The organism is Nocardia otitidiscaviarum NBRC 14405, from assembly GCF_000308635.1.
Taxonomy (GTDB): domain Bacteria; phylum Actinomycetota; class Actinomycetes; order Mycobacteriales; family Mycobacteriaceae; genus Nocardia; species Nocardia otitidiscaviarum.
This window is the reverse complement of record NZ_BAGD01000278.1, coordinates 1-21,790: the sequence shown is the minus strand read 5'-3', so window position 1 is coordinate 21,790 and position 21,790 is coordinate 1. Positions and strand designations below refer to the sequence as shown.

Sequence of the window (21,790 nt, the reverse complement as noted above, 5' to 3'; positions counted from 1 at the left end):
CGGTCAGTACGGATTGGCCCGGTCCGCCCAGCGGGCGGCCAGGTCACCGGACAGCTGACGCGGGAAGGAGATCCGCGCCGGATCGCCGTCGGAGGTGTAGCGCTGCTCGGCCAGCCGGTCCAGCCAGTAGGCGGAATCGAACGGCACCGTGTCGCGGCCCGACCGGATGCGCGGCACGCCGGCCGGATCGACCGGGCCGTACGGCGACGGCGCGGGGTTGGAGCCCACCAGCATGACGGCCTCGAACGCGTAGGAGGTACCGTCCCAGCCGCCGGTCGCGGCCAGGGTCCGATCACCGGGAAAGATGCCCAGCGGCAGGGCCATGGCACGCACCGGCTGGTCCGGCACCGCCGCGGTGATGGCGCGAACGTTCTCCACCAGCTCCCGCTGCACGCCCGCCGCGTCGAGACTCGCGAGGTTGGCGTGCGAGGCGGTGTGCGCGCCGATCTCGTAGCCGTGCGCGGCCAGCCAGGGCAGCGCCCGCTCCTCCCCGGCGAAGGGGTCGTTGTTCACGAAGAAGGTGGCGGTGGGGGCGAAATCGGGGTAGCGGGACCGGAATTCCTCCAGGATCCCCACGGCGCTGTCGGGTGTGGGGGCGCCGTCGGCGGTGAAGGCGAGCTGGCTGGTGGTGGAATCGTCGAAGGTCAGCACCACCGGATGGGTGCCCGCGGGGATGTCGATCGTCCCGGAGATGTAGTCGGACACCGTGATCGGGCGGTAGTCCTCCCGGTACAGCCGCTCCAGCTCGGCGCGGAACTCCTCCGGCGTCTGGTCGTATTCGCCCGCGGGTGTGGGCGACAGCTGGTGATACATGAGCACCGGGACGAGTCCGAGCTCGTTCGCGCCGACCGCCGCCGGATCGGGGGCGACCGTGGTGGTCGGGGCCGCCGTCTCGGCCCGGGGTGTGGGCTCACTGTCCTCCGGCGCCGCGCAGGCGGCGAGGGCGAGGCCCACCGCGGCCAGGCGCGCCAACATCAGCGTCTTTCCGCGCATCTCACCAACTCTAGTGTCAGGCAATCGATTTGGTACCAGAGTTGTGAAGATGGCATGACGGACGGCCTCCCCGGTAGAGACTGGGGAGGCAGTCGAACGAGAGTGGGTGTACGGGTTGTTGAGGCGGATTCCGCGTGCTGGACGGATGCGGGCGGCGGTGGTGGTCGCGATCGCGGTGGTGATGATCGTGGTCATCGCGCTGACGGCGGGGGCGCTGCGCGGTGACCCGGAGGGGATGGCGCTCAACGGACTTCCCGACGGGGTCGTGAACGCCGCCGCGCTGCGGGAGCTGGCGCTGGTGGTGGACGCCAGCGGTCACGACGCCGAGGCGGTGCGGCTCGAACTCGACGGGAAGACGGTCACCGGCGAGGTGTCCGGTGACACCGTGGTGTTCCGGCCCGGTGAGCTCGCCGACGGCCCGCACACCCTCACCGCGGAGATTCCGCCGGGCGGACCGTTCGGCGCGCTGCGCACCGGCCCGGGCACGACCGGCACCTTCACCGTCGATGCGCGACCGCCGTCGCTCGAGGTCAGCCAGCCGGAGACGGTCGGGTCCTACCGCGAACCGGTGACCCTGAGCGGCACGGTCTCCGGCGCGGACAGCCTCACCCTGGACGGGCGGCCGGTCGAGGTGGCCGACGACGGCACCTTCGAACTCACGCTGCCCAACGCCCCGGTCGGCGCGGCACTGGTGGCCGCGGACGCGGCGGGCAACGAGACCAGGCAGCCCATCACCACCCGGGTGGAGGTGCCGCGGATTCGCGCGGTGCACGTGACCGCGCACGCCTGGTCGCACGACGGTTTGCGGGAGGCGGTGCTGGATCTGGCGCGCGAGGGCCGGATCGACACCGTGCAGCTCGACATCAAGGACGAGGACGGGGTCGTCGGCTACGACTCCCAGGTGCCGCTGGCCCGCGAGTCGGGTGCGGCCACCACCATCTACGACGCTCCGACCGCGCTGCGGACGCTGCACGACATGGGGTTGCGGGTGGTCGGCCGGATCGTGGCCTTCCGCGACCCGACCATGGCGGAGTGGGCGTGGCACAACGGCCGCCGCGACTGGGTGATCCAGAACAGCGGCGGCGCACCGTATTCCAGCCACTACGGGGCCATCGCGTTCACGAACTTCGCCCACCCTGAGATCCGCAGGTACAACATCGATCTGGCGGTGGAGGCCGCGCGGCTCGGCTTCGACGAGGTGATGTACGACTACGTCCGTCGCCCCGACGGGTCGCTGTCCAGCATGGCCTTCCCGGGCCTGACGGAGAACGCCAGCGTCTCCATCGCCGAATTCCTGCGCGAGAGCCGCACTCCGGTGCGCGACGCGGGCGCGTACCAGAGTGCCGCGGTCTTCGGCATCGCCTCCACCCGCCCCGACCAGATCGCCCAGGACATCCGGCTCATGGCGCCGCACGTGGACTACGTCGCGCCCATGCTCTATCCCTCGCACTGGAATCCGGGCGAGTACGGCGTGGCCAATCCCAACGCCCAGCCCTACGACATCATCTTCCGCTCCCTGGAGGACTTCCACCGCCAAGTGGAGGGCACCAATGCCAAGGTGATCCCGTGGCTGCAGGACTTCAGCCTCGGCGTCACCTACGGCGATGCCGAGGTCCGCGCCCAGATCGAGGCCACCGCGGCCCGCGGCATCGACAGCTTCTTCCTGTGGAACGCCGCCTCCCGCTATCACGGCGGCGCGATGGACCCGAGCTGATCGGGTCCGGGCCGAGCGGGCGTCAGTACTTGTAGAAGCCCTCGCCGGTGGCGATGCCGAGCTTGCCCTTGTCGATGTAGTTGTCCTTCAGCCACTTCGCCAGCTGCCGACCGTTCTCGTCGCCATTGGCGAGGATGTTGTAGGGGGTGGTGAGGCCGATGACGTCGAGGATCTGGAAGGGGCCCATGGGGGCGCCGGTGGCGATGCGCCAGGTCTTGTCCACGGCCTCGGGTTCGGCGTATCCGCCCGCGGCGAGGGAGATTCCGGAGTTGAGGAAGGGCACCAGCAGGGAGTTGAGGACGTAACCGGCCTTCTCCTTGTGCAATTCGATCGGGACCATGCCGATGGCCGCGGCGAAGTCGACGACCGCCTGGAAGACCGCCGGATCGGTGTCGGTGGTGCCCATGACCTCGCCGGTGTTGAACTTCCACACCTGGTTGGCGAAGTGCAGGGCGAGGAACTTGTCCGGCCGCCCGGTGAAGTCCTTCATGGCGCTGGGCAGCAGGGTGGAGGAGTTGGTGGCGAAGATGGTGCGTTCCGGCGCGAGCTTGCCCAGTTTCTCGTAGGTCTCCTGTTTGATGGCCAGCACCTCCGGCACCGCCTCGATCACCAGGTCGGTGTCGCGCACCGCATCGCCCAGATCCGAGGTGAGCGTAATGGATTCGGCGGTCTGCTCCGCCTTGCCGTCACCGCCGCCCTGCACATCGGAGCGGTAGATGCCCGCCAGTTTGGCGAACCGTTCGCGCGCCGCGTCCAGCGCCTCACCGTCGATGTCGTAGGCGGTGACGTCGAATCCGCTGAATGCCGTCTGGAAGGCGATCTGCGAACCCAGCACTCCGGTCCCCAGCACGGTGACCTTGCGAATCTCGATGCTCATTGTTCTCCTTTCCGCGCCAGGAATCCGGCGACGATCTGTGCGATCTGCCCCCGCAGGTCCGCGGCGGCGTCATGGCCCGCATGGGCGCCCGTCGAGGGCTGGGCGAGCGCGAGATGCAGGACGGCGAACACACTGCGTCCGGCCAGCTCGGCCCGCTCGTGCATGTCCGGCGGCTCGACCCCGCGCGATCGGGCCGATGCCGCGAGTATGTCCGCGATGGTGGATTCGAGCCGCTGCACGAGGGCGAGCCCCTCGGCGCGGTACTGCTCGGTGGGCGGCCCGAACAGCAGTTCCCGCTGATAGGCGATGGTGTTCTCGACCCGGCGGGCGGCGAGGTCGAGCACCGGGCGGACCAGCGCGGTAATCGCCGCCCCGGGATCGGTCCGCTCGCGCGCCACCCGCTCCCCGGCGTCCAGTGCCGCCCGGAACTCCTCGTTGTAGACCATGAGCAGCAGCTCACCCTTGGATGCCGCATACCGGAACAGCGTCCCGGCGGCAATATCCGCACGATCGGAGATCTGCTGCGTGGTCACCCGCTCGAATCCGTTTTCGGCGAAGAGATGCGCGGCCGCCTCGAAGATGCGGCCCTGCTTGTCCAGCATCTTCCGAGCCCGCCGCCCGCCCCGCACGTCCCGAGGCGAATGAACCATGTGCACCTCCCGGTCCATCAGTGAGCACACTCATTAATGAGCGTACTCGTAGCAACCGATTGCGCAACCCCTCCCAGCTTGCACCCGCGAATGGGCCTCGTCGAGATCCGATCCCCCGCGCCATGGACAACTAGCCAAATTTGGCTAGAATGGCACTAGCCAAATTTGGCTAATAAGGAGGTAGTGATGTCCGCCGTAACCCCCTACGTCATGGTCGACGACGCCCAGATCTTCCGCGAGTTCCTGGAACGCGCATTCCACGCCGAGATCGCTCAACTCATCCCCCTGGAAACGGATCCACGGCGAGTGATCCACGCGGAGGCGCGAATCGGCGACGCAGTGGTGTACTTCGCCGACTCGGGACCGGACGGAGGCCGCTGTCTGCGATCGCCCGCCGATCCCGTGCACGTACAGCTCTGGGCGACCGTCCCGGATGCCGATGAGACCTTCGAGCGGGCGGTTTCCGTCGGCGCACGAGCCGCACGGGAGGTCGAGGTGGCAGCGGATGGCAGCCGCTCGGGCGGATTCGTCGACCCGTTCGGCACACTGTGGTGGGTAACCTCACCCGCCTGACCGAGAAGGAGACGTGTGTCCGCGGTTCGGTTGCTCGTGCTGGGCGCGGTGCGCCGCCGCGGGCGCACGCACGGATATCAGGTCCGCGCCGATCTGGAGTCCTGGGGGGCGCACGAATGGGCCCGCGCCACTTCGGGTTCGGTGTACCACGCGCTGAAAGCGCTGACCAGGAACGGGCTACTGGTCGTCCACGACAGCACGCCCAGCGCCGCCGGCGGGCCACCCCGCGTGGAGTACGAGATCACCGAGGCGGGCGACGCGGAATACCTGGCGTCCCTGCGCACGGCGTTGGCACACCGCGACCCGCGTCTCGATGTGCTGGCCGCCGCCGTGGGCCTGATCGAGGACCTGCCGCGCGCGGAGGCGATCGGGTTGCTCCGGGACCGCGCGACGGAATTGGCGCGGTGGCGCGCCAGCATCACCGCCGAGCTGCCGTCGGGTACCGATCTGGACACGTGGGGCCCGGTGGGTGCGGTGGTCGGGCTCTGGCTCGATACCGCCGACAGCCGGACGGCCTGGACCAACGGTCTCATCGAACGCCTCGAGAGCGGCGCCTTCCGTATGGCGGACGAGTCGGTCTGATTCAGGCGTCGTCGTCGGCTCCGGCCGCGGCCCAGGCGAATTCGAATTCGTCGCGGCTGATGGTGTGCCGCGCCAGCTCCGGGTCGTAGAGGTCGACGGGCGGATGCGCGGGCCATTCGTCGGCGCCGGTGCGCAGTACGGTGCCGTCACCGGCGATGGCCACCTCGCGTAGTCGGTGGCCGTCGGGGCCCAGCTCCATCAGGGCGACGAACGCGCCCTCGCTCTGGCGCAGGTGCACGATGCCCCGGCCGACCAGTGCGCCGAAGCCGGGCCGCGAGCGCTGCGCCCGGCGTTGATCCCGCAGGTCCCGCAGGCCCGGCGGCAAGTCGTCGGCGTCCACCGCGGTCTCGTCCAGACGCAGATGCCGCGCCTGCTCCAGCAACTCGTCGTCCTCGATCACCTCGACCTCGGCGAAGGTCTCGAGGATTTCCCGGGGCGAACGCGCCCGCACCCACCACCAGGCCCGGCTGATTCCGTAGTCGTGCAGCACCAGAAACCGATCCATGCTCCCATCCTGGCGAACGAGTCGGCCGCGGGGCTACATTCCGCCCGAAAGGCGGGCTGGCGTATCGGAGTCAGCCGGGCAACGCGCTACTTGCCGTGGGCGCGCAGCTGGTACAGGCCCTCGGTCTCGGCGACCAGCACACCGTCGGCGTCGGTGACGACCGCACGCAGCGTGAAGTCGGATTTGCCGTTGGCGGCGGCCTCGGCGGTGATGCGGGCGATCTCCTCCTCGCCGAGGGTGGCCTCGGCGCGCACATCGGTGCGGGCGGGCTTACGGAAGGCGATCCGCAGATCCTTGACCAGGGGGTAGTACTCGGCGCTGTCGAAGCTGGCGATGGCGATCGCGCCGCCCAGGATCTCGGCGACGGTGAACAGCACCCCGGCGTAGATCGCGCCGAAATGGTTGGCGTTGCCCTCGGCGGGCACGGTGGTGGCCGCGAAGCCGGGCCGTACTTCGAGGGCGCGCACTCCCATGCGGTGGGCGGCCGGAATGGTGAATTCCAGCGCGCCGTTGATCACGTCTGCCAGCGGTGGGGTGGCGGTCCCGACTTCGTTGTCACTCATACCCGCAAGTATGAACTGATGGCAGGTGATGTCAATCAGAGGGGCAGAACTCCGGCAGCACGCACGGCCTCCACCACCCGGTCGGCCACGCCGCGCATGCCCTGCACCGTCGGGTGGTACGGCACCAGGGTCTCGGTGGCCAGCAGCGGATCGAACCAGCGCACCCCCGCGGGCGCGCAGGCGTCGCGGCCCGCCGAGGCGGCGACGGTGTCCACATAGAGCGCGCCGACGGCCGCGGCCTCGCGGGCCACCACCGCATTGAGGCGTTCGAACTTGGATTGGATGTAGGCGGCGTCGGCCGGGGCCAGGCCGAGCGTCTCGGGGCAGCCGCCGTCGCGCAGATAGCGCGGCCAGCCGTCGACCACCAGCGCGGCATGCGGCGCGCGGCGGGTGATCTCACGCAGGGCGGCGGCATAGGGCGCGGCGATGGCGTCGATATCGGCATCCCAGCCGTCGGCGGTTCCGGCGCAGCCGCCGCGCGCCGCGGCCAGGTAGCAGTCCAGCAGATGGGCGGTGAACCGGGCGTCGTTCGCGCCGATGTGCAGGGTCACCAGGCGGGTGTTCGGACCGAGCGCGTCCAATTGCGGTGGCACACCGGCCGCTTGGGACTGCGTGAGATGCGGGATTCGGGCCGAGCTACAGGTCCGGTCATCCAGGCGCAGGCCGAGCCGCGCGGCCACCAGATGCGGGTAGTTGGTGGTGGAGCGTGCGCAGCTCAGGGGTGCTGAGGTGTCGAAATTGACGATGCCGGTGGTGGCCGCGCCCGAATCGCCGAGGGCGACGTACTCCGCGCCGCCGTCGGCCGGGGCGGCCGTCGCGGTCGCCAGGGACAACACCGTCGCGGCGACACCCGCCAGTGCCGCGGTGATGGTTCTCGAACTCATCGAATCTCCTCCTCGGTCCGGCTCACATTCTGCGACCGGGTGACGCGCGTCCCAATGGGCGGGGCCACACCGGAGGCGGGCGCGGACTGTGTGGCCGAACAATGCGGGCGGCCCGGGGGCGCGGGAGGGTGGACGCACGCCGAGACGAGGAGGGGCCTCGATGGGGAGGACCGTGACGAGCCGAAATCTGGCCACAGTGGGGCTGCGCGTGGTCGCGGTAGCGATCGTGGTGGCCATGCTGGGGTTCCCCGGGACCGCGACGGCGCGGGAACCGACGCACCCGCCCGCGCCGACCGTCCAGAGCCTGTTCAACACCGCAGGCCCGCATCCGGTGGCCACCACCGTGCACATCGATCCGTGCCGGGAATCGGTGTGGGGCATGGTGCAGCAGCTCGCGGTCCAGGCGCTGGGCAATCGCGAGGATCTCACCTGCACCCGGGCGTTTCCGAACGGGCTCGACTCACCCGTCGGCGTGAACGTCTACCACCCGGCCGATATCGCCGCATTACCGCCCGCGCCCCTGATCGTCCTGACGCCCGGCTATCACGCCAATCCGGGCATGTACGACGCCATGGCGCGGCAGTGGGTGAGTCACGGCTTCGTGGTCGTGATCCCCTACGAGTTCTTCAACTCCCTGATCCATGTCCCCGCACTGGGTGTGGCGGCGGCGGTGGCCGCGCACCGGGATCCGAATTCCCCGCTGCATCACCGTATCGACCTCGGCCGCACGGTTTTCGCCGGACATTCGGGCGGTGGACAGGCGGCATTGCAGGCGGGTGCGCTGTTTCCCGGCGTCGCCGGGCTCGTCGATCCGGGACTGCGGGTCGCCGGGGTGCTGGCCGTCCAACCCGGTCCGCTCGCCATCGGGGCGTCGATCGGGGTGCCGACGCTGTTCCTCACCGGCTCCGACGATTTCGTGGTTCCCGATGGCGCGTGGGTGCGCTGGTGGCAGTACGACCTGACCGTGCACGCCCCGGCCTGGATCGCGAATGCTCGTGGGGTCAGCCATTTCTCGCCGGTGGACGGGCTCGCGCACTATCGTTCCGCCGGAGTGGCGGTGGCCTGGCTGCGCTATCTCGCGCTCGGGGACGAGACGGCGAAACGGTATTTCGTCGGACCCGAGTGGCTGCTGCCCGCCGATGACACGTTCGTCAGCGTGGAGCGCAACGCCCTGGCGAGCGCACTGCGCTGATTCGGGACCGTGACCGCCGAGTTAGATACATGAGATACACGCCGTATCATTTTCTCGGTGAGTACTCGGCAGCAGCCCGCCCGCTCCCCCGGGCGTCCGGCCTCGGCCACCAAGGCGGAGGTCGTCGAACTCGCCCGGCGGGCCTTCCTGGCGGGCGAGCGGGTCGACGTCCAAGCCGTCGCCGCCGAACTGGGCCTGAGCCGGGCCTCGATCTACCGGTGGTTCGGCTCCCGGGACGGGCTCATGGGCGCGGTCCTGGCCGATGAGTTCGAGAGCCTGCTGCGGCTCGCCGACAGTCGCCGGAAAACCACAGGCGCACACCGCATCCTGGAGGCCCTGGACCGCACCAACCACTGGCTGGCCGCGAGCGCGCCGCTGCAACGGTACCTGGACAACGAACGCCTGGTGGGCTTGAAGGTGCTGACCGCCAGCGACGGACCGGTACAGCCCAAGGCCGTCGCCGCCGTGGAGGACCTCATCACCCGCACCGAGGACGAGGACGGCTACCACGCCATCCTGGACCGGCAGCTGCTCGCCTACACTCTCATCCGGCTGTTGGAAGCTTTCCTCTACAACGACACGGCGGCCGGTATCCGCGGCGACGTGGACCGGCTGCGGCAGGTGCAGGCCGCGCTGCTGGGCATCCCGGAGTAAGGCCCCCGGCGCGATCGCACCGATCACCCGCTAGCAGGGCTGGTGCGAGGGGGATACATGCGGAAGACCATGGTGATCGCCACGGCGACACTGTTCGCCGGACTCCTGTCCGGCTGCCCGAAAGACAGCCCACCGGAGCCTGATTCGTCCCCTTCCGCGGGCGCATTCCTCGGCGAGTGCGGCGGCGCGCGCGACGACGACATCCGCACCATCACCGGCCTGCCCACCCTGGTGGCCGTCGCCCGCAACGGCCTCAAATGCGTCTGGGAATCATCCGGCCGCGACCGGCGGGTCATGTTCACCTGGTTCCGCGACAGCCCCATCGAACGCGAACGCACCATCGCCACCGTCAGCGGAAAGGCCGTGGCGGACTTCTCCATCGACGGCTTCCACGGCTTCACCGCCAACGCGACGAGCCTGTGCCAGGTCGCGGTCCAGGACGGCGCGGACTTCTTCCACTGGCTCATCCTCGCCCCCGGCATCGACTGCACGGTCCTGCGGCCGCTGGCCCGGCTGACCGTGGACCGGGCACACGCCTGGGCGCCAGCCCCCACGCAACCACCCGGACGCCTCGACGAACTACTCCACGAATGCACGGCGGTCCCGCCGGACGACATCATGTCGACCGTCGGCGAATCCGGCCGGTCGGAAATGTACTTCCATGGGGCCGTGTGCATGTGGCGTATCGGCGGCCACGTGGACCTGACCTTCGGCTGGCTGGAGAACGGTTCGGTGGAACGGGAGGAGGGGATAGCGCGACAACTCGGCTACCAGATCACCGCCATCACTTCCGCTGGCTGGCAGGGCTTTTCCCAACGGCGGCCGGGTCAACCCGCTACCTGCGGGGTCACCACCAGCGATTCGGGCGCGGTCACCTGGTGGGTACAGTCGGCCACCGGTGATCCGTGCGAGACGGCGGAGCGCTTGATGGCGCTCACGGTGCGGCGCAGGGTATGACGGATCGATCAAAGCCGTTTCCGAACGTCTCCGCCGTGGACGGATTACTGCGAGGCTGAACGCGAGTGACGGACAGGATTCGACAGGTTCGTGGGCGCTGTTGTGCCTCTAGTAGCTCGGTGGCTGAACAAACACGACCTGTTGGTCTTGCTCGGGTGCGCCGGTCGACGAGGAACCGGCAGTGTCGACCCGGACCGAGGAGATGGTGTCGTTGAACGCGTCGCCGACGTAGGCGGTGTCGGTGGTGAATGTCGTACTCGCGCCCTGACAGTCGGCGAGGGCGTAGACGGTGACCGCGTATCCGGGCGCGACCTGCAGTGATGAGAGGGAGTCGTCGCCGACCTCGGATCCGGCCATGTTGTAGGTGCCGGTCTCGAGAGTCGCGCTCGCGCCGCCGTAGTCGCGGTCGGTGAACAGCTGAGCCTTGCCGGAAGTCGGGGGCATGCGGATCACCTCGGTCACGTGAGGGTCGGACAACTGCCTATTATCCTCGACACCGATCGAATACGCAGTGGAATCGCCCTCACCCGGACCGAGAGGTCGCGGCGCGGTACGCCGGGGCCCCGGCCACGACCGAAATCGTTGTCGCGGTGCGGCTCTCGCAGGCTCCCCGCACCGCAAATCTGAACCTGACCCGTCCAGATTACGGATGCGAGGTACCGGCGCGTGACAGCGTGCCACACTGCCGTCCACGGGGCCCAGCTGGTTTCGTGGACCGTATCGGGCGTCGCGTTCTACTGGGCGCGAGGATGCAGTCGACGGCGGTATACAGGGTCTCGGTTTCGGTTTTCAGGATGGACTCGCCGCTGGGAAGGGCGCGCTCGATGGAGAGTCCGTTGACGTTCCCGAGTCAGTACTGCTGCCGATGGTTTGACGTCGGCCTCCTCCCGCCTGCCTGTGTGATCTGTTGCCGTCCGTTTGACAGCGGCCCACTCGAGGTTCCCAATTGGGCGTATGTCCAGATAACCCATGCTCCTGCCCCGGAGCAGCGTGTTTCCGCACAGGAGTGGTGATGAACCTTCGTCGTCTCGTACTCACTGCCATGTTCGCCGCCGCCTGCGCCGCGGCGACCGTCGCGACACCCGTCGCGCACGCCGAACCCGACCGGGTACCGGAGACCGTCGACATCGCCTGTGGAGATGCTGTCCGGCATCTGAACGCCGACTGGTACCTGCCAGACGGGCCCGCCGGTGGCCTGGTCTGGCTGCAACACGGTTTCGCGCGGAGCAATGCGAATGTGGCCAGCCTCGCCGAGCATTTCGCCGCTGCCGGATACGTCGTCTTCGCACCCTCGCTGCCGTTCATGGATCCGGCTGGTTGCACCCTGCAGAACCTCGGCGACAACACCGGATTCCTCGGGAACCTCGCCGACCTGTTCGCCACCGATGCCGAACCAACCAACTCGCTGGCGCGCAGCTTCGCCGCGGCTACCGCGACGGCGCACCGCCCGGATCTGCGACTGCCGCGGCAGACGGTCTTCGTCGGGCACTCGGCCGGCGGCGAGGCCGTCGAATACGTCGCGCGCCGACTGCACACCGACCACCCCGCCGCCTTCGCCGACCTGCGCGGACTCGTCCTGCTCGACCCGGTGAAGTCCTTCCTCGGTGACAACACCGACCAAGCCCTCACCGATCTCGACCACACCGACCTACCGATTCTCGATATTGCCGCGAAACCCTCACCGTGCAATCTTTTCGGCGTCGGCACCGACACCCTCCAGCGACTGCTGCACCGCCGCTACCTCGGCATCCGCATCGGTACCGGAGTACACACCGACGCCGAAGGCCCCAGCGGAGACACCCTGGGCGACCTGGTGTGCGGCGACCCGACATCGGTGAACATCTCAACCCTGCAGACGCTCGCGGTCGGCTGGGCCACCGACTACTTCACCGGCACCAGAACCGCCGCCTACTACCCCGCCCACGCGCCCGCCGCCGATGCCGCCGCCGCGCACTCGGCCGTGACAGACGTGGTTTCGGCCGCACCCGAGGCGGAGATCCTGGTCGGGGTCTAGCGGAGGCTGCTCGGAGCACCGACTATGCCCGGTATGAGATTCGCTCCGCCCCTGGTTGAACAGCCGGGTCATCCGATCACTCGACAACGGAGGGTGCGATGTCCAAAGAGGTCTACCTGATTGCTCTCGACGATCAGGGGCTACCCGGAGTTCTGGACCCGGCGGTAGTCGAGGAGATATTCGGACGGCACGGCGTGGACGTCGTCGGCACCGATGCATTCGTCAGCGATCCTGACATCGAACACGCCTGGACCGAGGTCACCGGGCTGGGGAGCGGGGTACTGACCTTCTGGCGGCCTGCTGGCAGGCTGATCTGGCGCATACTCTTCGATCTACTGACCGAGTGTCACGGTTTTGCCTACGACACCGGTGGTTCACTGACAGTCGGCAATGGCGAGTCCCTCCGCCGCCTGCGCGCGTCGGGCAATTGGGACGCCGACGATGCCAGGACTGTCACCTCATCGGACGAACTGGGCTGATTCTGAACCAATATGTGGAGGCATCGCCATTCAGCCGATTCGATCGCGTTGTCGTCACCACCGACGACTTCGAACATCCCGGTGTACCAAGGATCATCACGCCGAGCATTCGATCAGCCTTGTGCCGTATCGAAAGGTTGAATTTCTTCGGCATGTCGGTCTAGCTGGGGTTTCGTGTCGCGATCGCGGGCAGTAGATTCGAACACATGAGCGAAACCGTCGCGGGCGAGGCCACCAGCTACGAGCTGGTCGCGCGACTGCGGGAGGTACACGCGCAGATCGCCGCCGCCCAAGCCGAGGAGGTCGAGTTGATGACACGGCTGTATCGGCTGCGGCGCGCCCAGCAGCTCGAGGCCGGGGTCGCGGCGCGGTATGCCGGGGAGTCGGCGGCCACGGAAATCGGTGTGGCGGTGCGGGTCTCGCAGCGCAGCGCGGACGGGCTGATCGCGCTCGGGATGGGATTGGGGCGGTTGCCCGCGACCCGGCGGGCGTTCGCGCAGGGGTGGATCGATTTGGCGCGGGTACGCGCGATCCACGACACGCTGGTCAATGCACCCGACGACACGGTCGCGGAGTTGGAAGAAGACGTGGTCGGCCGTGCCGAGCGCAGTGATCCCGCGCGGTTGCGGCGCACCATCCGTAAGAAGCTGCTCGAGCTCGACCCCGCCGGGCAGGCGCGGCGGCGTCGTGAGGCCGAACGCGAACGGTACGTGGCCGTGCGTGCGGCCGACGACGGGACCGCGCTGGTCGATGCGGTGTTGCCCGCGGCTGGGGGTTGGACGTTGTTCGAACGGTTGCGGGAGATGGCTGTCAGTCAGTGTTGTGCCGCCGATCCGCGCTCGATGAATCAGCGGCGCGCTGATGCCCTGGTGGCGTTGGCCGACGGGAGCGGGCGACTGACCTGCGGCTGCACGCTGCCCGAGTGTGCTCGCCGGGACCCGACCACGCCGGTGTCGGCCGCGCGGCGGGCGTTGGTGCAGGTCGGTGTCAGCGCGGCGACCCTGGCGGGGGTGCAGGACAATCCGGGGTTGTTGGCGGGGTTCGGTGCGATCGACGCCGATCTGGCGCGGCAGATCGCCCGCCACGCCCGCTCCCATGTCATCACCGAAACCAGCGACGAAATCGGCAGCGACACCACCACACCCCACACCGCAGGATCGCCGACCATCGAATCCGCCGACGACATCCATGCACCGGCAGCGGTCGAGCTCGCCGACGGCAGTCCTGTCATCGGCGAACCCGCCGACCCCGACCGTGTACCCGCAGCTCCGGACGTCGCTGAGAACGGCCTTGCCACGATCGACGACACCGCTGCCATACCCCCACGCAACATGAATCCCCCACCAACGGCGATGGACTCACCAGAATGGCGATACCGCCCCAGCGCCACGGTCGCCGCCCGCGTACGAGCACTCGATGGAACCTGCCGCGCTCCCGGCTGCCCGGTCCCGGCCGCGGCCACCGACCTCGACCACCAACAGCCCTTCGACCACCACGCCCCCACCACCGGCGGACCCACCACCGTACACAACCTCGGCTGCCGCTGCCGCCGCCACCACCGCCTGAAAACCCTCGCCGACCACGGCATGAACGGCTGGACGGTCACCCACCATCCGCATCGGCGCATCGAATGGCGCACCCCCTCCGGCGATACGATCACCACCAGCCCCGAAGGCGCGAAATTCCTGTTCCCGCACGCGCCGGTGGCCGCCACCCTAGTGGAACCCGTTGATCCACAACCCGATCCACCGCTACTCGACCCAGGACCGACGGTCAACGCACTCACCGAACTACTCCACGTCTACATCCCGCCAGGGCGACGACACCTGCGCACACACCGCGACGTCCACCACACCGTCACTGTCGGAGGCACCTTGTGCAGTGTCGTCGGCTCTGATGGGGGTGCGGAGAGCCCACCCTTTTGAGTAGAACCGGGGACATACCGGTCGATTTTCGCTGGGCGGGAAATAATGGAAACGATGAAAGTCGTTCTCGAACATGCCGAAGCACCCGCGAATGCCGCTGAAGTCGACCGGCTGCTGGGGCGACCTCCACGTCATGTCACCTCATCCGGCATCGAATTCGCCGGTCTGCACACCCGTTACGAACGCGTCCCACGCGCTGGGCATGAATACCAGCGCAGAACCCGTAGCGTTCTTCGAATCCCTGACTCCCACTGCTCCGCCCGCAAGGAGCGCCACTTCCACACACTCACCTTGCGCACTGCTGTGACTGCTCTTGAACCACTCGGCCTCGGATAGGTCGACGTTCACGCGCGGTACTCCTTTGCCGTCGCCGACACGATGTGCCTGGTCGTGTCGGGATCCAACGCTACACGGCTGATCTCGGCCAGAGCTTCGCGATAGCGCGTCACTTCCGCTTCTCGTTCGAGGTACAGGTCTCCGGCCCATTCCTCGACATAGATCACAGGTGGTTCGGCCATTCCGGTGGCGGGCAACTTGGGAAACTCCAGCAGGACGAATGAACCTACGCGGGAGCCCAGGTGCCCTGCCGCGTCGAACGAAACCATCCGAACAGTGACGTTCGGCAGTTCACTCACTTCGAGGAGCCGGTCGAGTTGTTCGGCCATGACGCCTCGGCCACCGATCTGGTCACGAATCACGGCCTCCCACAGGATCACATCCACGGCGAAGTCGGTATCGCGCAGGCGCAACTGTCGCTTCTCCGCGACCTCGATCAGTTTCTCGACCTGTCCGGTCGGCATGTCGGGCGTCTCCAGCCAGGCCATCGCACGGCGGTACGCGGGAGTTTGGAGCAGACCGGGCACAATGGCGGTCTTCCATGCGGTGACTTTGCGGGCAGCGGCCTCCAAGCCCATGTAGTGATCGAATCCCGGGCGCATCTCATCGGCATAGGCTCGCCACCAGTTCTTCTGCACCGAGTTGAGTTCCTGGGCCAGCCCGAGCATCACTCTGCGGTCCTCGTCGCCCACACCGTATGCATCAGAGAACGCATTGATCCACAGTTGGGGGACTTTGGTTTTCAGACCGTCTTCCAGCCGCCCGATAGTTTGCTGTGAGGTCTCCACGATCTGCGCTGCCGCATACCTGGTAAGCCCAGCTCGGGTGCGATGCTGAGCAAGCAGTCGTCCGAGCGCTCTACTCGCAAGGGTCGATCCAGCCATGGCCATTAGCCTCGCTATTGAAGGGGGCGAGATTTGGAAGTATCCGAGCTGGGTGTAGCCGTTCTGAAAGTTTGGCATCCCCGCCATGTTTCACACAAGGTGGAAGTTCCATCTCTTAGCCGTCGGGTGTCTACTGAGTTCACCCCGGATGGCCGGGAACAGCCGAAACCCCCGAGCCACACCACAACTCGGATCGCTGAGTGTGCCCACGCAGTTCGACGGTTCAGGGAACACGCGAAGTACCGGCCATCAGGGGCTCCATCACCCACACCACTCAGAGGTCGATGATGTTGGTAGCCACAGACAACCCGACGGCGTTCGACGACTGCACGGCACCCGGCACGGATCGCTGGACCGAACAGGACGCGGTGCTGGTCTGGGATCTACACCGGGAGCATCCGGTCACCGTGTGCGCCGCCAAGGCCGCGGCGCGGGCCATCCTCATCCGTTGCGGACGGCTGCATCGCAATCGGGTGCTGGTGCCCGTGGAGCGAGGCAGGCACCGCCGGGCCGGGAAGCATCGCAGGTGACGGGGTATGGGGATGACGTACGAAGCTCCGCGCATTGTCGAATTGGCGGACTGCGACCTGGACCCGGCCACGATCCGGACGTTCGAGGAGTCGACAGTGCTCGCGCTGCACCGGGATTGTGATCCGGAGCGGTGTCGGCTCGCCGAGCGGTGGTCGGCGAGCGCCAGCGCCTCAGCCGATCCAGGCTCCCGCCGCCAAGAACACGCAGATGAGCACGAGCAGGATGCCCATGAGTGGGCCCACGAACCGGACGTAGCGGTCGTAGCGGACCTTGGCCAGGGCGATGCCGCCGGTGACCACCGCCGTGGTGGGGGTGACCAGGTTGGCCCAGCCCGAGGCGGATTGCCAGGCGGTGACGACCAGGGAGCGGGGGACGTTCGCGAAGTCGGCGAGGGGAGCCATGATGGGCATGGCGAGGGTGGCGTGTCCCGAGGTGGAGGGGATCAGGAAGGCGAGGGGGACGTTCACCAGGAAGACGCCTACCGCGAAGAAGGCGGAGGAGGTGCCGGTGACGACGCCCTCGAGGGCGTGTAGGACGGTGCTGGTGATCTGGGTGTTGTTCATGATCACGGTGACGCCGCGGGCGAGGACGATGACTATGCCCGCGCCGACGAAATCGCCGAAGCCCTTGCCGATCTCCTCCGTCATGCGGGTTTCGCCGAGGCCGCCGACCAGGCCGATCACCACCGCGCCCACCAGGAACAGGGCGGTGAGTTCCGGGAAGTACCAACCCAGTTCCCACGGGAAGGGAGCGGCGTCCGGGCCGTCGATCACCTCGGCCCACGGGATGATGGAGAAGATCATGAAGGCGAAGGTCAGCGTCACCAGCCACAGCACGGCCTGCTGGCGGCGGGTCATCGGGTTCGGTTCGTGGTCTTCGGCTTTCACCTCCCGGTCCCCGGGTTGCCAACCGGACCACGACTTTTCGGGGTCGCGCTGGACGCGGCGTGCGTACCAGAGCACGTAGCCGACGGTGACCGCGGTCAGCACCACCAGCATGACCAGGCGCAGCACGATGCCGTCACCGATGGGGATGCCCGCCGCCGAGGACGCGGTGCCGGTGGCGAACGGGTTCACCGTCGAGCACAGCACGCCGACGCCCGCACCGCAGATGATCGCGCCGACCGCGGTCATGCGGTCGTAGCCCAGGGCCAGCATGAGCGGCACCAGCAGGGCGTAGAAGCCGAGGGTCTCCTCCGCGAATCCCTCCACCGTGCCCGCCAGCGCGAAGACCACCATGATGCCGACGATCAGCAGGAAGGAACGCCGCCGCAGGGCGTAGGCCAGACGGCCGATGCCGGCGTCGAGCGCGCCGGTGCCGAACGCGACGGTGATGAAGGCCCCGACCGCCAGCACGAACAGGAATACCGCCGCCGCGCCGTACAGCGCACCCGACATATCGGGGCCGACCTGGCCGGTCGCGTCGTCCTGCACGCCGTAGAGGCCGTTGATGGGAGCCAGGAACAGATCCCGCAGCCGGTCGCCGACACTCTGCGACTCGTCGAGGCGGTGATAGGTCCCGGCGACGGGGCGGCCGGTGTCGTCGTGGTCGTAGGTCCCCGGCGGAATCACGAAGGCCGCCAACCACACCAGGACCGTGACGCCCGCGAGGATCGTGTAGGTGGACGGGAACGTCCAGCTGCGTTCGTGTTCCGGAGATGCGGGATCGGCGGTGGCGGTATCGCTCATCGGACCGCCCGTTCGGCGAAGGTGCGGGCGAACAGCTGGAAGAACTCCGCCTCCGCCACCGCCACATTGCGCAGCTCGCTGAGCAGCACCCGCTCGTTGTAGCCGTGCATATTGCACTTGGCGTCCTCGACACCCAGCATGAGCACCTCGGCGTGCGGCGCGGCCGCGGCCATGGAGTTGGTGAGCGGAATCGAACCGCCCATGGCGGAATCCACCGCGTCGGTCCCCCACGCCTTCGCCATGGCCGCGCGCATGGCGGTGTAGGCGGGGCCGTCGGTGCCGGCGGCGAAACCGGTGCCCACATCGCCGCCGCTGACCGTCAGCGGGATGCCGAAGGGCCGGGCCCGGCGCAGATGCTCGATCACCGCGCGCTGTCCCTCGGCCGGGTTCTGCTCCGGATGCACGCGAACGTTCAGGTAGGCGCGGGCGTAGGGCACCACCGCCGAGGCGGCGGTCTCCACGGCCGGGGCGTCGAGTCCGATCACGGTGATCGCCGGGCCGTACCAGATGCGCTCCCCGATGGGTCCGGTACCGAGCAGCGGCATATCCGGCGTCATCCCGGTGATCTCCGCGAACTCGGTCTCGGTGTAGTCGGCTCCGGTCCAGGTGTCGCGGCGCAGTCCGGGCACCGCCACATTGCCGTCGGCGTCGTGCAGGGTAGCCAGTCCGGCCATGAGCGCCAGCAGGGCATCCGGTGCGGCCCCGCCGAATTGGCCCGAGTGCACGGGCGCGGCCAGCGTCCGCACCTCTACGAAGACATCGGCCACCCCGCGCAGCGCGGTCACCAGGGTCGGCGTGCCCGCCCGCAGATTGCCCGCATCGCAGATGAGCATGGCGTCGGCCCGGAACAGCTCGGGATGCGCGGCCGGATAGTCGTCGAAGTCGGAGCCGTACTCCTCCTGACCCTCGATCACCACGATCACGCCCACCGGCGGGGTGCCGCCGTAGGCGCGCAGCGCGGCGATATGGGCGATCACATTGGCCTTGCAGTCGGCCGCGCCGCGTCCGTAGATCGCGCCGTCCCGCTCGATCGGCCGGAACGGCGGGGTGTGCCACAGTTCCGCGTCACCCGGCGGCTGGACGTCGTAGTGCGCGTACAGCAGCACGGTCGGCGCGCCCTCGGGGGCGGGGATGCGGCCGTACACAACCGGGGCGGTGCGCGGCAGCTCGAGGACCCTGATGTCGTCGATTCCAGCGGATCGCAATTCTTCGGCAACGAAGTCGTGCGCCCGCTGCACATTCTCCCGGGGGTAGTCGGGGAAGGCGATGGAGGGAATCGATACGAGCCGCTCAAGCTTGGCTTTCAGCTCGGGCATGAGGGCGTCGACGGTGGCGGCGAGATCGGTGCGAGGCTCCACGATTTCCCATCGAACCACTCCGCAGACAAATATCAGCAAACCTGTGGCGAGTTTTATGCAACGGAGATCGGAGCTCCGGCCTTGTAGCGTCGGAACGGCAGACTGGAACGACAGCGGATCACACACGAAGGAGATATCCGTGCGCTTCGGCATCTTCGTCCCGCAGGGCTGGCGGCTCGACCTGGTCGGCATCGACCCGGCCGAACAGTGGTCGGTCATGCGCGATCTCGCGCGACGCGCGGACGCCAACCCGGATTGGGAGTCGATCTGGGTCTACGACCACTTCCACACCGTGCCGGTGCCCACCGAGGAGGCCACCCACGAGGCGTGGACGCTCATGTCGGCCTTCGCCGCGAGCACCGAGCGGGTGCGCCTGGGCCAGATGTGCACCGCCATGGCCTACCGCAATCCGGCCTACCTGGCCAAGGTCGCCGCCACCGTCGACCATGTGTCGGCGGGCCGGGTGGAGATGGGCATCGGCGCGGGCTGGTACGAACACGAGTGGCGCGCCTACGGGTACGGCTTCCCACCCGCCGGTGAGCGCCTGGGCCGCCTGCGCGAGGGCGTGGAGATCTTCCGGCAGGCGTGGAGCACCGGCGCGGCCACCCTGGACGGCAAGTACTACCAGGTGAACGGCGCGATCGTGCGGCCGCTGCCGATCCAGGAGGGCGGTATTCCGCTGTGGATCGCGGGCGGCGGGGAAAAGGTGACGCTGCGCATCGCCGCCCAGTACGCGCAATACACCAATTTCGCGGGCGAGCCGGAGCAATTCGCCCACAAGTCCGAACTGCTGCGCGGCCACTGCGCCGAGGTGGGCACCGATTTCGACGCCATCACCCGCTCCTCGAATTTCAATGTGGCCATCGGCGCGACCGAGGCGGAAGTGGAGGACCGGCTGGCGGCGCTCGCCGCGCGCCTGACCCCATTTGTGGGGGCAGACAATGCGCAGCAGCAGGTCAACGATATGTTGCGGGGCACCGCCGCCGTCGGTACCCCGGAACAGGTCGTCGAAAATCTGTCCCGCGTACGCGGACTCGGCCTCGGATATGCCATTCTCAATTTCCCGGAGGCGGCCTACGACACCTCCGGAATGGAGTTGTTCGAGCGCGAGGTGATCCCAGCGCTGCGCTGAGATCGGGAGAAGGTATGCGGAAACTCGCGGACACGGTGCGGATCTCGGGTTCGGCGGTCCTCGCCGTGATCGCGATGCTGCTGCTGCCGGCCCTGCCGCCGACGGTCGCGGTGGCGTCGGCACAGACCGGGGAGGTCGATCCGGCCGAGATCGACCGGTTCCTGACGGACTATCTGGCGCGCACCGGACTACCGGGCGCGGCGGTCGCCCTCACCCACGGCGACCGGGTGGTGCACGTGGCGGGCTACGGCCGCGACTCCACCGGCGCGGCCATCACCGCCGACACCCCGATGCCGGTGGCCTCGCTGAGCAAATCCTTTGCGGCACTGGCCGTCATGCAGCTCGTCGAGGCGGGCCGGGTCGATCTGGACGCACCCGTGCGGCGGTATCTGCCCGAGTTCGGCATGGCCGATCCGCGCGCCGAGGCGATCACGGTGCGGCAGCTGCTGAACCAGACCTCGGGCATGTCCGACCGCGCCTTCCCGGATCTCAAACGGCCCCAGGCGCATTCCCTCGCCGAGGCGGTCGATCGGCTGCACGGCGCGGCGCTGGCCGACGAACCCGGCACCGACTACCACTATCACAATCCGAACTACCAGGTCGCGGCGCGCCTGGTGGAGATGGTGAGCGGCCGACCGTACGCGGAATACCTGCGCGAGCGGGTCTTCGGGCCGCTGGGCATGGACGCGAGCACCACCGTGGACCGACCGCGGGACGCCGACCTGCCGCGCGGCCACATCCGCCTGTACGGGAAGGCGATCGCGGTCCCCGAGATCGACTGGTTCGTGGGCGGCAGCCACGGCATCGTCACCACCGCGGCGGATCTGGCGCAGTGGCTCATCATGCAGAACAACGGCGGCCGCGGGGCCGGTGGACAGCAACTGGTCTCCCCCGCCGCCGTCGACCTCATGCACACCCCGCCGCGCGGCTCCCGCTACGCCATGGGCTGGCAGGTCGACGACACCGAACCCGGACGGCTGTACCACACCGGGTCCTGGTTCACCTACACCGCCGAGCAGGTGCTGCTGCCCAAGACCGGGTACGGCATCGTGGTGCTGACCGATATGGGGATGGCGCTGGAGTCGGACCCGTCGATCATCGCCGACGGACTGGTCGACATCGCCCGGGGCGACCAACCGACGGTGCGGCGACCGGCCGGAATCTACGCGGACTGGGGACTCGCGGCGGCCACCCTCGCCGTGGCGGTGCTGGCGGGTATCGCGGTCGCGCGCTCGCGCCGCTGGGCGCACCGGCAGCGCGAGATGTCCCTGCCCGGTTGGCTCATCGTGCTGCGGCAGC

23 protein-coding genes are annotated in these 21,790 nt (G+C 68.4%); 12 read left to right on the top strand and 11 right to left on the bottom strand.

Annotation, left to right across the window (positions count from 1 at the left end):
• Positions 1-3 precede the first annotated feature (3 nt).
• Positions 4-993: a polysaccharide deacetylase family protein gene (locus ON31_RS31940; RefSeq protein ID WP_039818927.1), complete on the bottom strand. Its 990-nt coding sequence runs from the start codon at positions 991-993 to the stop codon at positions 4-6.
• A 157-nt stretch (positions 994-1,150) separates the two neighbouring features.
• On the opposite strand from ON31_RS31940, the gene ON31_RS31935 reads away from it, so the two are divergent.
• Positions 1,151-2,707: a putative glycoside hydrolase gene (locus ON31_RS31935; protein ID WP_255222347.1), complete on the top strand. Its 1,557-nt coding sequence runs from the start codon at positions 1,151-1,153 to the stop codon at positions 2,705-2,707.
• A gap of 22 nt (positions 2,708-2,729) precedes the next feature.
• On the opposite strand, the gene ON31_RS31930 is transcribed toward ON31_RS31935, so the two are convergent.
• Entirely contained in the window at positions 2,730-3,584 is an 855-nt protein-coding gene (locus ON31_RS31930; protein ID WP_039818925.1) for a 3-hydroxyacyl-CoA dehydrogenase, read from the bottom strand.
• Positions 3,581-4,234, bottom strand: a complete 654-nt coding sequence (locus ON31_RS31925) for a TetR/AcrR family transcriptional regulator (protein WP_039818980.1) — start codon at positions 4,232-4,234, stop codon at positions 3,581-3,583. Before ON31_RS31925 ends, ON31_RS31930 begins: the two co-directional genes overlap by 4 nt.
• A 186-nt stretch (positions 4,235-4,420) precedes the next feature.
• Here ON31_RS31925 and ON31_RS31920 point away from each other — a divergent pair, with 186 nt between their 5' ends.
• Both ON31_RS31920 and ON31_RS31915 read left to right on the top strand, forming a co-directional pair.
• The gene (locus tag ON31_RS31920) at positions 4,421-4,807 is read left to right on the top strand and encodes a VOC family protein (protein WP_039818924.1); all 387 of its coding nucleotides are present in this window, start codon (positions 4,421-4,423) and stop codon (positions 4,805-4,807) included.
• Between the two features lie 15 nt (positions 4,808-4,822).
• Entirely contained in the window at positions 4,823-5,389 is a 567-nt protein-coding gene (locus ON31_RS31915; RefSeq protein WP_039818923.1) for a PadR family transcriptional regulator, read from the top strand.
• A gap of 1 nt (position 5,390) precedes the next feature.
• Here the strand turns inward: ON31_RS31915 and ON31_RS31910 are convergent, their stop codons facing one another.
• From ON31_RS31910 to ON31_RS31900, 3 genes are all read right to left on the bottom strand, one after another.
• Positions 5,391-5,894, bottom strand: a complete 504-nt coding sequence (locus tag ON31_RS31910; protein WP_039818922.1) for a hypothetical protein — start codon at positions 5,892-5,894, stop codon at positions 5,391-5,393.
• 86 nt (positions 5,895-5,980) lie between these two features.
• Positions 5,981-6,457: a YiiD C-terminal domain-containing protein gene (locus ON31_RS31905; protein ID WP_029926631.1), complete on the bottom strand. Its 477-nt coding sequence runs from the start codon at positions 6,455-6,457 to the stop codon at positions 5,981-5,983.
• Positions 6,458-6,492: 35 nt separating this feature from the next.
• Entirely contained in the window at positions 6,493-7,341 is an 849-nt protein-coding gene (locus ON31_RS31900) for an SGNH/GDSL hydrolase family protein (protein WP_039818921.1), read from the bottom strand.
• Positions 7,342-7,501: 160 nt separating this feature from the next.
• On the opposite strand from ON31_RS31900, the gene ON31_RS31895 reads away from it, so the two are divergent.
• The 3 genes from ON31_RS31895 to ON31_RS35075 are packed head-to-tail and all read left to right on the top strand — an operon-like array spanning position 7,502 to position 10,144.
• On the top strand, positions 7,502-8,533 hold the full coding sequence (locus ON31_RS31895; protein ID WP_147287063.1) for a poly(ethylene terephthalate) hydrolase family protein: 1,032 nt from the start codon (positions 7,502-7,504) through the stop codon (positions 8,531-8,533).
• Positions 8,534-8,590: 57 nt separating this feature from the next.
• Positions 8,591-9,187, top strand: coding sequence for a TetR/AcrR family transcriptional regulator (locus ON31_RS31890; protein ID WP_039818920.1), 597 nt, complete (start codon positions 8,591-8,593; stop codon positions 9,185-9,187).
• A gap of 57 nt (positions 9,188-9,244) precedes the next feature.
• The gene (locus ON31_RS35075; protein ID WP_051038148.1) at positions 9,245-10,144 is read left to right on the top strand and encodes a DUF3558 family protein; all 900 of its coding nucleotides are present in this window, start codon (positions 9,245-9,247) and stop codon (positions 10,142-10,144) included.
• Between the two features lie 108 nt (positions 10,145-10,252).
• Here ON31_RS35075 and ON31_RS31875 read toward each other — a convergent pair whose 3' ends face one another.
• Positions 10,253-10,588, bottom strand: coding sequence for a beta/gamma crystallin family protein (locus ON31_RS31875; RefSeq protein WP_147287061.1), 336 nt, complete (start codon positions 10,586-10,588; stop codon positions 10,253-10,255).
• A 568-nt stretch (positions 10,589-11,156) separates the two neighbouring features.
• Here ON31_RS31875 and ON31_RS31870 point away from each other — a divergent pair.
• From ON31_RS31870 to ON31_RS31860, 3 genes are all read left to right on the top strand, one after another.
• Positions 11,157-12,158, top strand: coding sequence for an alpha/beta hydrolase (locus ON31_RS31870; protein WP_147287060.1), 1,002 nt, complete (start codon positions 11,157-11,159; stop codon positions 12,156-12,158).
• 98 nt (positions 12,159-12,256) lie between these two features.
• Positions 12,257-12,637, top strand: coding sequence for a hypothetical protein (locus ON31_RS31865; RefSeq protein WP_039818918.1), 381 nt, complete (start codon positions 12,257-12,259; stop codon positions 12,635-12,637).
• A gap of 206 nt (positions 12,638-12,843) precedes the next feature.
• Positions 12,844-14,562, top strand: a complete 1,719-nt coding sequence (locus ON31_RS31860) for an HNH endonuclease signature motif containing protein (RefSeq protein ID WP_039818917.1) — start codon at positions 12,844-12,846, stop codon at positions 14,560-14,562.
• A gap of 141 nt (positions 14,563-14,703) precedes the next feature.
• Here ON31_RS31860 and ON31_RS36085 read toward each other — a convergent pair whose 3' ends face one another.
• Entirely contained in the window at positions 14,704-14,910 is a 207-nt protein-coding gene (locus tag ON31_RS36085) for a DUF397 domain-containing protein (protein ID WP_081592899.1), read from the bottom strand.
• Positions 14,907-15,782, bottom strand: a complete 876-nt coding sequence (locus ON31_RS31855) for a helix-turn-helix domain-containing protein (protein WP_081592902.1) — start codon at positions 15,780-15,782, stop codon at positions 14,907-14,909. Before ON31_RS31855 ends, ON31_RS36085 begins: the two co-directional genes overlap by 4 nt.
• A gap of 284 nt (positions 15,783-16,066) precedes the next feature.
• Between ON31_RS31855 and ON31_RS31850 the strand changes: the two genes are divergently transcribed.
• Complete coding sequence (locus tag ON31_RS31850) at positions 16,067-16,312, top strand: hypothetical protein (RefSeq protein ID WP_147287057.1); 246 nt, start codon at positions 16,067-16,069, stop codon at positions 16,310-16,312.
• A 171-nt stretch (positions 16,313-16,483) separates the two neighbouring features.
• Here ON31_RS31850 and ON31_RS31845 read toward each other — a convergent pair whose 3' ends face one another.
• Positions 16,484-18,001 carry a YfcC family protein gene (locus ON31_RS31845; protein WP_039818913.1) on the bottom strand — a complete coding sequence of 506 codons (1,518 nt, stop codon included), beginning with the start codon at positions 17,999-18,001 and terminating at the stop codon, positions 16,484-16,486.
• A complete protein-coding gene (locus ON31_RS31840) occupies positions 17,998-19,359 on the bottom strand; it encodes a M20/M25/M40 family metallo-hydrolase (protein WP_255222345.1) in 1,362 nt (453 codons plus the stop codon). Before ON31_RS31840 ends, ON31_RS31845 begins: the two co-directional genes overlap by 4 nt.
• A gap of 139 nt (positions 19,360-19,498) precedes the next feature.
• Between ON31_RS31840 and ON31_RS31835 the strand changes: the two genes are divergently transcribed.
• Both ON31_RS31835 and ON31_RS31830 read left to right on the top strand, forming a co-directional pair.
• Positions 19,499-20,491 carry an LLM class F420-dependent oxidoreductase gene (locus ON31_RS31835; protein WP_039818912.1) on the top strand — a complete coding sequence of 331 codons (993 nt, stop codon included), beginning with the start codon at positions 19,499-19,501 and terminating at the stop codon, positions 20,489-20,491.
• Between the two features lie 14 nt (positions 20,492-20,505).
• Positions 20,506-21,790, top strand: a 1,285-nt coding sequence (locus ON31_RS31830) for a serine hydrolase domain-containing protein (RefSeq protein WP_051038142.1), incomplete at its 3' end; no start/stop codon positions are given.